This is a genomic window from Mucilaginibacter sp. SG538B (assembly GCF_013376065.1).
Lineage (GTDB): Bacteria > Bacteroidota > Bacteroidia > Sphingobacteriales > Sphingobacteriaceae > Mucilaginibacter > Mucilaginibacter rubeus.
This window is the reverse complement of record NZ_JABMJI010000003.1, coordinates 131,765-146,139: the sequence shown is the minus strand read 5'-3', so window position 1 is coordinate 146,139 and position 14,375 is coordinate 131,765. Positions and strand designations below refer to the sequence as shown.

Annotated in this window: 11 protein-coding genes; 5 read left to right on the top strand and 6 right to left on the bottom strand. The window is 41.4% G+C overall.

Annotated features, from left to right (window positions below):
- Window positions 1-9: 9 nt before the first annotated feature.
- A complete protein-coding gene (gene dnaB / locus FHW88_RS16750) occupies window positions 10-1,575 on the bottom strand; it encodes a replicative DNA helicase (protein ID WP_090525995.1) in 1,566 nt (521 codons plus the stop codon).
- A 305-nt stretch (window positions 1,576-1,880) separates the two neighbouring features.
- Here dnaB and rlmB point away from each other — a divergent pair, with 305 nt between their 5' ends.
- Complete coding sequence (gene rlmB, locus FHW88_RS16745) at window positions 1,881-2,651, top strand: 23S rRNA (guanosine(2251)-2'-O)-methyltransferase RlmB (protein ID WP_176627039.1); 771 nt, start codon at window positions 1,881-1,883, stop codon at window positions 2,649-2,651.
- 153 nt (window positions 2,652-2,804) lie between these two features.
- Here rlmB and FHW88_RS16740 read toward each other — a convergent pair whose 3' ends face one another.
- On the bottom strand, window positions 2,805-3,890 hold the full coding sequence (locus FHW88_RS16740; RefSeq protein WP_090525993.1) for a mannose-1-phosphate guanylyltransferase: 1,086 nt from the start codon (window positions 3,888-3,890) through the stop codon (window positions 2,805-2,807).
- A 260-nt stretch (window positions 3,891-4,150) separates the two neighbouring features.
- Between FHW88_RS16740 and recQ the strand changes: the two genes are divergently transcribed.
- Window positions 4,151-6,343: a DNA helicase RecQ gene (gene recQ, locus FHW88_RS16735; protein ID WP_112659158.1), complete on the top strand. Its 2,193-nt coding sequence runs from the start codon at window positions 4,151-4,153 to the stop codon at window positions 6,341-6,343.
- A gap of 88 nt (window positions 6,344-6,431) precedes the next feature.
- Here the strand turns inward: recQ and FHW88_RS16730 are convergent, their stop codons facing one another.
- The gene (locus FHW88_RS16730) at window positions 6,432-8,336 is read right to left on the bottom strand and encodes an OmpA family protein (protein WP_176627037.1); all 1,905 of its coding nucleotides are present in this window, start codon (window positions 8,334-8,336) and stop codon (window positions 6,432-6,434) included.
- A 38-nt stretch (window positions 8,337-8,374) separates the two neighbouring features.
- Window positions 8,375-8,998, bottom strand: a complete 624-nt coding sequence (locus FHW88_RS16725; protein WP_090525991.1) for a 7-carboxy-7-deazaguanine synthase QueE — start codon at window positions 8,996-8,998, stop codon at window positions 8,375-8,377.
- A 321-nt stretch (window positions 8,999-9,319) separates the two neighbouring features.
- Between FHW88_RS16725 and FHW88_RS16720 the strand changes: the two genes are divergently transcribed.
- From FHW88_RS16720 to FHW88_RS16710, 3 genes are all read left to right on the top strand, one after another.
- A complete protein-coding gene (locus FHW88_RS16720; protein WP_090525990.1) occupies window positions 9,320-10,084 on the top strand; it encodes a hypothetical protein in 765 nt (254 codons plus the stop codon).
- A gap of 77 nt (window positions 10,085-10,161) precedes the next feature.
- Window positions 10,162-10,884, top strand: coding sequence for a hypothetical protein (locus FHW88_RS16715; RefSeq protein WP_176627036.1), 723 nt, complete (start codon window positions 10,162-10,164; stop codon window positions 10,882-10,884).
- A gap of 9 nt (window positions 10,885-10,893) precedes the next feature.
- Window positions 10,894-11,229 carry a Rieske (2Fe-2S) protein gene (locus tag FHW88_RS16710; protein WP_176627034.1) on the top strand — a complete coding sequence of 112 codons (336 nt, stop codon included), beginning with the start codon at window positions 10,894-10,896 and terminating at the stop codon, window positions 11,227-11,229.
- A 62-nt stretch (window positions 11,230-11,291) separates the two neighbouring features.
- On the opposite strand, the gene FHW88_RS16705 is transcribed toward FHW88_RS16710, so the two are convergent.
- Together FHW88_RS16705 and lepA are read right to left on the bottom strand one after the other, a co-directional pair.
- Window positions 11,292-12,173 (bottom strand): bifunctional 5,10-methylenetetrahydrofolate dehydrogenase/5,10-methenyltetrahydrofolate cyclohydrolase, encoded by an 882-nt coding sequence (locus tag FHW88_RS16705; RefSeq protein ID WP_176627032.1) that lies wholly within the window; start codon window positions 12,171-12,173, stop codon window positions 11,292-11,294.
- A 386-nt stretch (window positions 12,174-12,559) separates the two neighbouring features.
- Complete coding sequence (gene lepA / locus FHW88_RS16700) at window positions 12,560-14,347, bottom strand: translation elongation factor 4 (protein ID WP_176627767.1); 1,788 nt, start codon at window positions 14,345-14,347, stop codon at window positions 12,560-12,562.
- Window positions 14,348-14,375 lie beyond the last annotated feature (28 nt).

The window sequence follows — 14,375 nt, the reverse complement described above, 5'->3', positions numbered from 1 at the left end:
GCCGAGAGGCTAAAACGGAGGCTCATCATCTATGTCGTCCATTCTTGAAGGACGTATAATGAAGTTACTCTGCTTTTCAAAATCCTGTGAAGGGGCAAGGCCTGCGAAAGCGTTACCTGCCGGAGGAGGGAAGCCATCCATACCTTCTTCAAGATTTGCGAACTTAACATATTTGCCCACAAATTTAAGTCGAACAGTACCTGTTTCACCATTACGGTGCTTGGCTATGATTACCTCGCCTACACCCTGGGTAGGGTTACCGTCCTCGTCTTCGGTCAGGCCGTAATATTCGGGACGATAAAGGAACAATACCATGTCGGCGTCCTGCTCAATAGCGCCCGATTCACGTAAGTCTGAAAGCATTGGCCTTTTTGAGTTGCCCGGCCGGCTTTCAACCGCACGGCTTAACTGCGAAAGTGCGATAACCGGTACGTTGAGCTCCTTGGCAACCGACTTTAAAGCACGTGAAATACTGCTGATCTCTTGCTCACGGTTACCCCCGCCACCTTTGCCTTCAGCTTTGCCATGCATCAGCTGCAGGTAGTCGATAATGATAAGCTGGATATCATATTGCGATTTTAAACGACGACATTTTGCCCTGAACTCAAAGATGTTTAGGGCAGGTGTATCATCAATGATGAACGTTGCTTTTTCAAGCCTGCCAATTTTAGAGTGTACCTGCTGCCATTCCCATTCTTCAAGCGTGCCTTTACGGATTTTTTCCTGCTCAATTTCTGCTTCGCCGGCTATCAAACGGTTAACTAACTGTACAGACGACATCTCCAGCGAAAATACCACAACTGGCTTGTCAAAATCAACGGCTGCATTACGGGCACAGCTTAATACAAAAGCTGTTTTTCCCATCGCCGGACGTGCCGCAATGATCACCAGATCTGATTTTTGCCAACCTGACGTCATCCGGTCAAGGTTGGTAAAGCCAGAGGCAACACCTGTTAAGCCATCCTTTTTATCCTTCAGGGCTTCAATATCGCGCAGGGCCTCATGAACAAGATCGTCCATATTACGGGCATCTCGGCGTAAATTGCTCTGAGCTATTTCAAATAGATTTTTTTCGGCCATATCCAGCAGGTCGAATACATCGGCGGTATCCTCATATGCATTGTTGATCACCTCTGTAGAAATGCGGATCAGTTCGCGCTGGATAAATTTTTGAATGATAATGCGCGAATGGAATTCGATATTGGCGGCCGATGCAACGCGGCTTGTAAGTTCAGTGATATAGTAGGCACCGCCAACCATTTCAAGCTCACCCAGCCTGCGCAATTCGGCAGTCACGGTAAGGATATCTACAGGCTGTGTTTTTTCAAACAAGATTTTTATTGCAGAAAAAATCTTTTGATGATTGGTTTGATAAAAAACTTCGGGTTTTAAAACATCTATAACAGATGAAAGGGCGTCTTTCTCCAGCATAAGGGCACCTAAAACGGCTTCCTCCAAATCCGTAGCCTGTGGCTGCAATTTTCCGCCTGCAATGAATGGCGTAGGATTTGGGATCCGGCTGCGGCGTTCAAAAGTATTCGGCTTGTTATACTGGTTGTTATTCTCAAAACTCATAAGGGTACAAAAATATACAAAAAATGCTTCGACAGGCAAAGGAAACACCTAACATAGTGTATCGGCATTTTAAAATAATCATACACAGGGTGATAATTTTAAGGTTTTTAATAAACACCTCAATGTTGATAACTTTTTAACGAAATTTGGGCTGGTTGATTTTCAGCTAATTGAGCCAATGTTAATAAAGTTTTGAAGTGTTGATAGCATCTGCACTCAAACCTCGGTAAACCCAAAAGGGTTATCAGTTCAATAACGGCTTAATCAATTAATATAGCTACTTTTGCCAAAATTTAAATTATAAAATGGCATTTAATTCAAGGCCTCAACGCGAAAGCAATCAAATGGTTTTTGGTATCAGGGCGGTAGTAGAAGCGATCCGTTCGGGTAAAGAGATTGAGGCGTTATTTATACAGCGAGGCATAGGCGGCGGCCTGATACAGGAGCTTAAAGAACTGATGAACGAATATCAGATAACTGCACAGCAGGTCCCGGTTGAAAAACTAAACCGCATTACCCAGAAAAATCACCAGGGAGTTATAGCTGTGATTTCGCCTATTGTTTATCAAAAGATAGAGAACATTATTCCGGAAATATTTGAGAGGGGGGAAACTCCATTAATTTTAGTTTTAGACAGCATTACTGATGTAAGGAACATGGGTGCCATTGCCCGTACTGCCGAATGTGCCGGTGTGCATGCCATCGTGATCCCAGCCAGAGGTTCGGCGCAGATAAATCCTGATGCCATTAAAACATCGGCCGGCGCATTATACAAAATCCCTGTTTGCCGGCATGATAATTTTATGCAAACTGTACGCTTCCTCCAGGAATCGGGCTTGCAACTGGTTTGTTGCACCGAAAAAACACAGGACAATATTTACACTCCGGATTATACCGTGCCTACGGCCATCGTTATGGGATCGGAAGAAGACGGAATCCGTAACGAGATCATCCGGATCTCCGACCACCTGGCCAAGATTCCTATGTTCGGCGAAATTGAATCGTTGAATGTATCGGTATCAACCGGGGTGATTTTGTATGAGGCAGTGAGGCAGAGAACCCCCCCCGCCCCCTAAAGGGGGTGCTTACTTACGGCTGGTTTTTATCTGTCGTATTAAACTTAAAAGTATTTAAACAAGAAAAGCTTTGCCGTGGCAAAGCTTTTCTTGTTTAGCATTACAGCTAAAGAGTGATTGTAAGTAGGTACCCCCTTTAGGGGGCGGAGGGGGCTAAATATACTTCGCTCCAAATTTACTTTTTACATCAGCCACAACCTGCTTGATGTTTTGTTCCTGGTCGCGGGGGCAAATGAGCAGGGAGTTGTTTGATTCTACCACGATATAATCATGCAGGCCCTGCAATATTACCAGTTTTTCGCCCGGCACGTTTACCATGCAGTTTGAAGAATCATACATGATCACTTTTTCGGCGGGGATAACGGCATTGCCTACATAATCCTTTTCGGCAAGGTCATATATTGATGCCCAGGTACCCAGATCGCTCCACCCAAAATCCGAAGGTAATACATACACATTATCTGCTTTTTCCATAATGCCATAATCTATCGAGATATTAACGCATTGCTGGTAAGCCTTGTGTATATAAGACTTTTCATCGTCCGAGTTATAAACCGGTTTTGCATCAGCAAAGATCTCATGCATTTCGGGCAGATACTGATTAAAGGCCTTAACAATAGTTTTGGCCGACCAAACAAAGATGCCGGCATTCCATAAAAAGTCGCCGCTTTGAATAAAGGTTTTAGCTATTTCAAGAGTTGGTTTTTCGGTAAAGGTTTTTACCTTATGAAACTCATCATTGATAACGTTATCAGTGTATTGGATATATCCGTAACCGGTATCGGGCCTTGATGGTTTAATACCCAGGGTTATCAGGTAATCATTTGAAGCAGCGGTCTGCAATGATTTTTCGATAGCGGCAACAAAAGCATCTTCATCCAGGATCTGCTGATCGGAAGGGGCTACAACAATAGCGGCATCGGGGTTAAGGCTTTCAATTTTAAAACAGCCATAGGCAACACAAGGTGCTGTATTACGCATTACCGGTTCGGTAAGGATCTGCTGATCCTCCATATCGGGCAATTGTTGTTTTACAAGTTTGGTGTAGTTTTCGTTAGTAACAACGTAAATATTTTCTTTGGGGCAAACTTTCAGGAAGCGTTCGTAGGTGTTTTGTATTAAGGTTTTACCGGTACCAAGTATATCTATAAACTGTTTGGGGTGCGATGTACGGCTTATCGGCCAAAAGCGGCTTCCAATCCCTCCAGCCATAATTATCGCATAATAGTTTTTATTCATGAGCAAGTAAAGAATTTTAATTTGGTATATCGACCGTAAAAATGTGTAATAATTTGTTAATTATCCATTAAGTGTAGCTAAATAATTTAACGGTGGGCATAACCACAAATTTGTCTGGTTCTTTAAATGAACAAGGAATGAAATTGTTTTTCATCTAATCATCATTTTTGCACAAAATTTAAAAGTAAATCCATCGTTTATTTAGAAAATTTTGTTACTTTAAACTTTTAAATACAATTTAAGAATTTGTTAAAATAATGATAGAAACAAAGAAATCGCTATTTGACAATCTCCAGAATTTTTTCGGGTTTGATAATTTTAAGGGAGAACAGGAAGCGATAATAACCAACATCCTGGCCGGTAATGATACATTCGTTATTATGCCTACCGGTGGCGGCAAATCGATGTGTTATCAGTTACCAGCTTTGATGAGCGATGGCACGGCAATCGTAATTTCACCATTGATAGCCCTGATGAAAAATCAGGTAGATCAGCTCAGGGCGTTTGGAGGATCAGATAGTATAGCCCATTTTTTAAATTCATCACTTACAAAATCAGAGATAGGCAAGGTTAAGGAAGATGTACTTGCGGGGAAAACCAAGTTATTATACGTGGCACCCGAATCGTTAACCAAGCAGGAAAATATTGATTTCTTACGCCTTAACCACGTTTCATTCGTGGCGGTAGATGAAGCGCATTGCATTTCGGAGTGGGGGCATGATTTCAGGCCCGAATACCGTAAAATACGCCAGGTGATCAGTAACATAGGCGAAAATATCCCCATAATTGCTCTAACAGCTACAGCTACCCCAAAAGTTCAGCAGGATATTCAAAAAAACCTGCAAATGAATAACGCAACCGTGTTTAAATCGTCATTTAACCGGGGTAACCTGTTTTACGAAGTTAGGGCCAAGCGTAATGTTATCAAAGAGATTGTAAAATTTGTAAAACAAAACCAGGGCAAATCGGGAATTGTGTATTGCCTTAGCCGCAAAAAGGTTGAGGAAGTAGCCGAGGCGTTGAACCTTAACGGGGTAAGGGCATTGCCCTATCATGCAGGGCTTGATCCTAAAGTGCGTGCAGAAACGCAGGACAAATTCCTGATGGAAGATGTTGATGTTATTGTTGCTACGATCGCATTCGGTATGGGTATTGATAAACCCGATGTTCGCTACGTTATACACCATGATGTGCCTAAAAGTATGGAAGGTTACTACCAGGAAACAGGAAGGGCCGGGCGTGACGGAGGAGAAGGTGTTTGCGTGGCTTTTTATTCGGAGAAGGACATTGATAAGCTTCAGAAATTTATGAAAGACAAGCCTGTTTCAGAACGTGAAATAGGTACTCAGATACTTAAGGAAGTTATCGATTATTGCGAGTCGTCGGTTTGTCGCCGTAAACAATTATTGCATTATTTTGGCGAAAACTTTAATGAAGCAGGCTGTAATAACATGTGCGATAATTGCTGTACCCATAAAGAACATTTTGATGGGGAGGAGCACCTGCACAGGGCATTAAGTTTGATTAAGCATATTGGCGAAAAGTTTGACGACCACCATATTCTCAGCATATTAATGGGTGAGGAAAATGCTCAGATCAAAAATTATGAGCACGATCAGCTTGACTATTACGGCTCGGGCAAAGAACAAGGTAAAAATCTTTGGAACTCGCTTTTAAGGCAGGCGTTACTCAACAATTACATTTCAAAAGACATTGATCAATACGGGCTTTTAAGGCTCACCAAAAGTGGCATTGGCTTTATTGAGAATCCGCACAGTATCCGTTTTGTTTTGAATAAGGTAATGGAGGCTGCTGACGATGACAACGATGACGACGGACCAAAACAAAGCGGCGGTGCACTTGATACCCAGTTGCTGCAAATGCTTAAAGAGCTTCGTAAAAAGCTGGCCAAACAAAAAGGATTGCCACCGTTTGTAATATTCCAGGATCCTTCGTTAGAAGAGATGTGCACCCATTATCCGATCAACACCGAAGAGCTTAAGCAAATTTCGGGTGTTGGTGCAGGCAAGGCGCTAAAATTTGGTAAACCTTTTACGGATTTGATCCAGAAATATGTAGAGGATAACGATATTGACCGGCCAATTGATATGGTGATCAAGAGTGCTGCCAATAAATCGGCGCTTAAAGTGTTCATTATCCAAAATATCGACAGGCATTTAAACCTTGATGATATTGCTGCTTCAAAAGGTCTTACTTATGAGGAGATCCTGAAAGAAGTTGAAACTATCGTTAACTCAGGAACCAAGCTCAATCTGAACTACTATATTGATGAGGTGATTGACGAAGATAAGCAGGAAGAAGTATTTGATTATTTCCGCACTGCAGAAGCCGACTCTATTGATGAAGCCTTAGCTGAACTGGGCAGTGATGATTACACCCGTGAAGAGGTGCAGTTAATGCGTATCAAATTCATGTCGGAGTTGGGGAATTAGTTGCTGAAAAGTTCTGATAAAGAAAGCCTTTAGATTCAATTCTAAAGGCTTTTTGCTTTTCCCCTGATTACTGCTGTTGGCTTTAATTTTATTTAGTTATGATCATAAATTCCGTACGCCTGTTCTTTGCCCTGTCTTCCTCTGTTGTATTGGATGCTATCGGTTGCGTTTCACCGTATCCTTTGTAAACAAGGCGGGTAGGGGCAATTCCTTTCGACACGAGATATTGATAAACAGACTTTGCCCTGTTTTCAGATAAGGTTTGGTTACCCTGGTGATTACCTGTATTATCTGTATGACCTGAGATCTCAATACGGGTAGTTGAGTTTACCCCTAAAAATTCAATGAGCTTGGCAAGTTCGGCTTTTGATTCCTTTTCAAGGTCAAACTTATTGGTATCGAAGAAAATATTTTTAAGGATTACCTTATTGCCAATTTCAATGGGTGATAACAGTGCCACAATGTTAAACGGGCTTTTAATCTTATAATTTTTAAGCGAAAAGTTTTCGGAATAAAACAGATATCCGCTTTTTGAAATATTAAGCGCATAGTTTTTGCCCGACGTTAGTGTGGCTAAAAAGTCCCCCTGTTCATCGTCACTGTAATCCTGGTAAACCGGAAAATTACTTTCCAGGTCAATAATCTCAATAGCAGCTTCAAGGGGGGCTTTCGTCTTTACGTCTTTAACAAAACCTTTAACATACGTTACTAAATGGGGCCGCAACTTTACAGGCAGCTCGAACTTATAAATATCATAACCGCCCAAACCCTTTAAATTATCCGATGAAAAGAAAGCATAATCTCCGGCGGCAGTTAATGATAAGCCGCCCTCATCACCACTGGTATTGATAGGATATCCAAGGTTTTCGGGTTTTTGCCATTTACCGTCTTTATCCATGCGGCTAACAAACAGGTCCTTGCTGCCTAAACCCGGCCAGCCATCGCTGCTAAAATAAAGTGTACTGTCATCAGGGTGAATAAACGGTGATAATTCATTGTAGGGGGTATTAATATTGGGGCCCAGGTTTTCAGGTTCGCCCCAGCCTTTTTCACCCAGCGTGCTTTTCCAAATGTCATATCCGCCATAACCGCCTTTACGGTTGCTTACAAAATAAAGCGTGCGGCCATCGGCATTTATCGAGGGTTGAGATTCCCAGCCCGACGTATTTACCGGTGGGTTCAGGTCAACAGGTTTCCCCCAGTCATTTCCCCGTTTTTGAGCGATATAAATATCACAACGGCCTAAACCGTCGGGGCGATTGCATCCCGTGAAAAACAGGTATTTACCATCCTGCGATATGGATTGCGCACCTTCGTTATATTTTTCAGTATTAATTTGGTTGCTTAAATAAGTGGCAGTATTCCACTTGCCATTTATCATTTCGCTTTTATAAAAATCTTCGTTGTTATTGATCTTTCGGGTAAATATCAACGTGCCTTCGTCGGCTGTAGCAACCGGGAGGTACTCGTCATTGGCAGTGTTTATTTCAGGGCCGATATTTATAGGTTTAAATGGCACAGGATGTGTCATCGCCTGGATGCTGAATTTGGCATCGGCAAGCAGTTTTTTTGCGTAGGTATTGTTTTGAGGGCTGATATCAGGGTAAGTAAGGTATTTTTCGAGATGTTGCTGAGCCTGTGCGTAGCTTGCATCGTGGATTTCCATTTCAGCGGCTTTGAGGTACACCCCCCTGTTAAATTCCGGACTAAGTGAAATTACTTTAGCGTATTGCTCAACAGCTGGCTTGTACATGCGCTTCATTCGGTACAGGTCGGCGAGTAATAACCGCGCTTCTATAAACTTTGAATCTTCGCTAATAGCTTTAAGCGAGTTTTGAATCGCCTCATCATAAAGATGTTCATCAAGGTTTTGATAAGCGGTAGCAAAATATTTTACAGCTTCTTTATTGGATGACGAATACCGGGTTTGCTGCTGGGCGCCAAGCAAAGCAGGTAAACACAATGCAAGCACCAATAATACTGCAATTTTCATTTGTAACTTAGGATAATTAATACCGTAAGTTACAAAGATTATGGAATATTCAGATACTTATGTGTTTGTAGTGAAATTTCCCACTGCGGGTTTTCTTTTACATAATCCACAATCAGCGGGGTCATTTCTTTGGATTTTGACCATTCGGGCTGCAGGTAAAGCTTACAGTCGGGCGATACCATTTTGGCGTGATATTCGGCCCATTCAAAATCGGATTTATTGAAAACGATCACTTTTAACTCGTGGGCACATTCGGCCACGTTTGGCGTAGGCGCTTTGAATTTTTTGGGTGAAAGGCAAATCCAGTCCCAATCGCCTGAAAGCGGATACGCACCTGAAGTTTCAATAAATGTTTTTATTCCCTTTTCGTGCAGGTTGTGGGTCAAATAATCAAGGTTGTAAATAAGCGGCTCGCCGCCGGTAACCACAACAGCTTTTGCAGGATGAAGGGCGGCGTTGCTCACAATTGTATCAGCCGCGGTAAGGGGATGCAACTCGGCATCCCAACTTTCTTTAACATCACACCAATGGCAACCTACATCACAGCCGCCAAGGCGAATAAAATATGCGGCTTTGCCCGTATTGTACCCTTCCCCCTGTATCGTATAAAACTCTTCCATTAAAGGAAGCAGCGTGCCGTCGTCTGGTATTTGGTGTGCCATAGTTATTTGAGGGTGCAAAGGTACTGAAATATAGGCGAAAGCTAAAAGGTGAAAGCCAAAAGGTTACACTAATATGGAAGTACCTTAATAAGGCGAAAGGTAAAAGGCCAAAGGTGAAAGGTCTTGGCTTTATCATCAAAGTACATTATAAAAAAAATAAAAGTACACGCTAAAATACCTTTTGCCTTTCACCTTTATCCTTTTGCCTTTTTTTATTTTCATTTATAATTGTTATAATTACTTTAATTTTAAGATAACCAATTAAATCCCTTTTCGTAAAATGCAATAACTGTATCGTTAACGCTTAATTTATATCCGGAGATGAAAAAGCTTTACCTTCCTTTATTTTTAATGGCAGTGCTTTGTTTTAGTTCATGTGTAGATATTGAAGAGCATTACGATTTTAAAAGCGACGGAACCTGTAAAGTTGCCTACGCCTTTGATATGAGTAGGGCAGTATCGGTATTGGTTAATTTGATGTCTGATTCGGTTAAGGAAACGCCTCAATTTAGTTTGGTTAAGGACACTACGCTTAACTTTTATAGTGCTATACCCGACAGTGCGCAGCAGAAACTAAAAACTGAAGAAGTTGAAATGGCCAAAAGCAGTGAGCTAACGGTGAATATGAACCTTAAAAAGAGTGTTATGAAAGTAACACTTAATCATACCGCCAAAAATGCAGCAGACCTGCAATATTATTTGCAAAATGTATCAAAAATTGCACTTAATACCCAGATAAGCGCTATCACCACCACCGATAAAACGAATAAGCCATTCGATGCGCGGCAAATGGTAGGAGGGCAGGACTACTACTCGTATGATATAACTCCTCATAAATTTTACCGCATCATTGATAAAGCTAAGTTTAACGCTTTTTTAAAGAAAACCCAGGCTACTTTTATGATGGCAAAGGCGATGCTGATCGACATGCCCTATAAGGTGATCCTGAGATTTGCTCATCCTGTAAAGAAGATCAATAATTCAAAGGCAATGCTCTCGGCCGACAGGAGGGAAGTTACGCTTGTTACCAGCATGGACGAGGTAATTAAAAATCCAAATGTGATGAATCTGAAAATTGATTTTTAAAATCGGTTGGCTCAATAAGATTCAGAAATGTTAGCGTAATGTTAGATTTTGAAATTTGCAGTGCATAACTTGTACTCATGAAATCTGACCTTGACCAAGTTATCGAATATTTTGAAGGTGAAAAACTTGCTCTTACATCTTCAATAAATAATTATCTTTTAGAAAAAGATTATCTGTATGCTCACTATCAACAGGAGGAGTTGTGGCGAATTGACAGGCAATTATCTCATTTGCATTATTTAAAGGATCCATTATATTTTAAAAAGCAAGAACTTGAAAGATTGAGGGACATGTTTAACAAATTTCCTGAGGATGACCGTGTAAGGTTCAGCTTCGGACGTAGAATAACTGAAAAGGAAGGTGAGATAAAAATAAGTGAGTCGAAAAGGTATTATTTTAATGATACTCAAGTACTTGACGATGCTTTATTTAATTTATACGAAGGGAAGTTTAAGAAATTCAAGCTCTGTCTAAATAAGCCAAGCGATCTATATATGTATTTTGAATTGAGTGCTGGAAACATGCTAAATATTTTCATGAGTTCGCAAGAGATAATGGAAATGTATGGATATGATAAAGAGAATTATGATGACGAAGACAACGAACGGGAGCTTTTTATCTTAAAAAAGATGGGATTTGAAAAAGTGGGCGAGTCAGAGTGGATCGTTTATTTTTTTGATATGAATGATTTTAAGGATGCTACGGCAGTGAAAATATTATTATCGCGTATCGCATATGAGGTTTTTGGTTTATTACAAGGAAGCGAGTATCTCCAAGCTTCGCTCGAATATATTTCATAAGTTGGTCAAATGAAGTGGCATAGAATTGAACTAAGTTCGGATATCAGTAACCCATTTATTAAAAAGACTAAGGCAGGCAGCAAGAATATTTGCCTCGTAAATTTTGAAAGTAAGCTTTATGCAGTATCGGCTAAATGTCCTCATGCCGGAGCTGATTTAAGCGAAGGCCTGTGCGTGAGGAAGCTGATAGTTTGTCCATATCATCGCTATACTTATAATCTTGAAACAGGAAAAGGTGGCGAAGGGCAAAATGATTTTATTGAAACTTATCCTGTGGAAGTAAGGGAGGATGGAGTGTACGTTGGCGTAGCCTCTATTTGGGATAAGTTGAGAGGATTTAAGTGAGGGGTTGATTAAGTGAATGGAAAAAAGGAACCATTCACTTAATCAACCCAATAAACTACTCACTATTTATAAACCTCTTTATTAGCCGAAGCCAATGTGTTTTTAAGCAAACCGACAATGGTCATCAAGCCTACGCCGCCCGGTACAGGGGTAATCCATGATGATTTTGGTGCTACGTTTTCAAAATCAACATCGCCGTAAAGTTTAAAGCCCGATTTTGTTGTAGTTGAGGTTTCGCGGTTCATACCCACATCAACAACTACTACACCATCTTTAACCATATCGGCCGTAATGAAATTCTTTTTACCGATAGCTACGATCAGTATGTCTGCATCGAGGGTGAATTTTTTGATATCGGGTGTACGGCTGTGGCAAATGGTTACCGTACAGTTGCCCGGCGTAGTGTTGCGTGCCATGAGGATACTCATTGGCGAGCCAACGATATTACTGCGGCCAACAACCACGCAATGTTTACCGGCAGTTTCAATGCCGTATTCTTTAAGCATTAAGGTAATGCCATAAGGAGTTGCCGGTATAAACGATGGTAAATTACGCTGCATACGGCCCAGATTAACCGGGTGAAAGCCATCAACATCTTTACGATGATCTATACGCTCGGTTACTTTTTCAGGATCGATATGTTTTGGTAAAGGAAGCTGTACAATAATGCCATCTATATCAACATCAGCATTGAGCTCTTCAACCTTTTTCAATAATTCATCTTCGGTAACGTCATCTTCATAACGTACCAGCGATGATTTGAAGCCAACTTTTTCGCAATTTTTCATTTTGCTGGCTACGTAAGTTTCGCTACCGCCATCGTGGCCAACCAGCACTGCCACCAAATGTGGTTTGCGGCCAGTTTTTTCTAATATTTTAGCTGCTTCTTCAGCTATTTCAACCTTAAGTTTTTCTGAAACGTATTTTCCGTCTAAAAGCTGCATTATTAAATGTGTTTAACCAAGTGATCAGGCAACGGAGGCAAACTTAAATTTGCCGGCTCTGATTTTACTCGTACTTTTATAAAAGGCCTGTTATCCAGGGATAGTTTTAATCCGTGATTTTGATTGATCTTGTTAATGATACTTTCAATAGTTTCTGTTTTATTGTTCAAGAGCATTTCAAATATAATTTTATTTGAATCTGCGTCTTTATTGAAAGCATCAATGTAATATTTCGGTACGCCGGCATCGTACACAATCCATTTGCCATAAACAAAGTCTCCTAAATGAATATGTTTAACAAATCCGGTTGCTGTAAGATATGTAACTAACCTGTACAGAATATATTAATTTATTCACTCTCGCTCCCCTTCAAAGGAATTAAGAGATTAATCCAACTTCAAAACTGCCATGAACGCCGACTGCGGTATCTCTACGTTACCAACCTGGCGCATGCGTTTTTTACCTTGCTTCTGTTTCTCCAACAGTTTACGTTTACGAGAGATATCACCACCATAACATTTGGCGGTTACGTCTTTACGTAAGGCTTTCACCGTTTCGCGGGCAATGATCTTGGCGCCGATAGACGCCTGGATAATGATCTCGAACTGTTGACGTGGTAAAAGCTCTTTTAATTTCTCGCAGATCTTTTTGCCGAAGTCGTATGAGTTGCCACGGAAAATCAACGATGAAAGGGCGTCAACCGGCTCGCTGTTTAGGCGAATGTCGAGTTTAACTAAATCTGACTGGCGATAACCTATCTGGTGATAATCAAATGAAGCATATCCTTTTGAAATGGTTTTTAACTTGTCGTAAAAGTCAAATACAATTTCGCCCATTGGCATCTCGAAGATCAGCTCAACACGCTCCGATGTAAGATATGATTGATTAGTGATGGTGCCGCGTTTCTGAATACAAAGCGACATTACCGGGCCAACAAATTCCGATTTGGTGATGATAGTAGCCTTGATGTAAGGCTCTTCCACAAAATCAATTTTTGATGGATCCGGCAGATCTGAAGGGTTATTTACAGTGAACGAGTCGCCTTTTGTAGTATGGGCCAGGTATGACACGTTGGGCACGGTAGTGATCACTGTCATGTTAAACTCACGCTCCAAGCGCTCCTGGATGATTTCCATATGCAGCATGCCCAAGAAACCGCAACGGAAACCAAAGCCTAAAGCCGCTGATGATTCCGGTTCAAAAACCAACGATGCATCATTGAGCTGTAATTTAGCCATTGACTCACGAAGTTCTTCATAATCTTCGGTATCAACAGGATAAATACCTGCGAATACCATTGGTTTTACCTCTTCAAAACCTTGTATACCTTCTTCGCAAGGGCGGTCAACATGGGTAATGGTGTCACCAACCTTAACCTCTTTTGCTTCTTTTATACCTGATATGATATAACCTACGTCGCCGGTTTTGATTACGTCTTTAGCTAACGGGCGCAATTTAAGTGTGCCAACTTCATCAGCAAGATATTGCTTCTCGGTAGCTACGAATTTTACTTTGTCGCCTTTTCGGATCTCACCGTTTACAACTTTAAAATAAGCTATAATACCACGGAACGAGTTAAAAACCGAATCAAAGATCAGGGCCTGCAGCGGAGCTTTAGGATCACCTACCGGAGCGGGCACACGCTCAACAATGGCGCGTAAAATATCATGAACACCCATGCCTGTTTTGCCCGAGGCGGCAAGGATCTCCTCGCGTTTGCAACCAATCAGGTCAACTATCTGGTCTTTTACTTCCTCGGGCATAGCGCCGGGAAGGTCCATTTTATTCAGGATCGGAATAATTTCCAAGTCGTTCTCTAAAGCCAGATAGAGGTTTGAAATGGTTTGTGCCTGGATACCCTGTGCAGCGTCCACTATCAGTAAAGCGCCTTCACAGGCAGCAATTGAACGGGATACTTCATATGAAAAATCCACGTGACCGGGGGTATCGATCAGGTTGAGCACATATTTTTGACCATCAAGCACATAGTCCATTTGTATGGCATGGCTTTTTATGGTGATACCGCGTTCGCGTTCCAGATCCATATCGTCAAGCAATTGTGCCTGCGATTCGCGCTGCGTTATGGTGTTAGTATACTCTAATAACCTATCGGCAAGTGTGCTCTTACCGTGGTCGATGTGTGCTATGATACAAAAATTACGAATGTGCTCCATTGAACCGCAAAAATAGCTTTTTAGGATG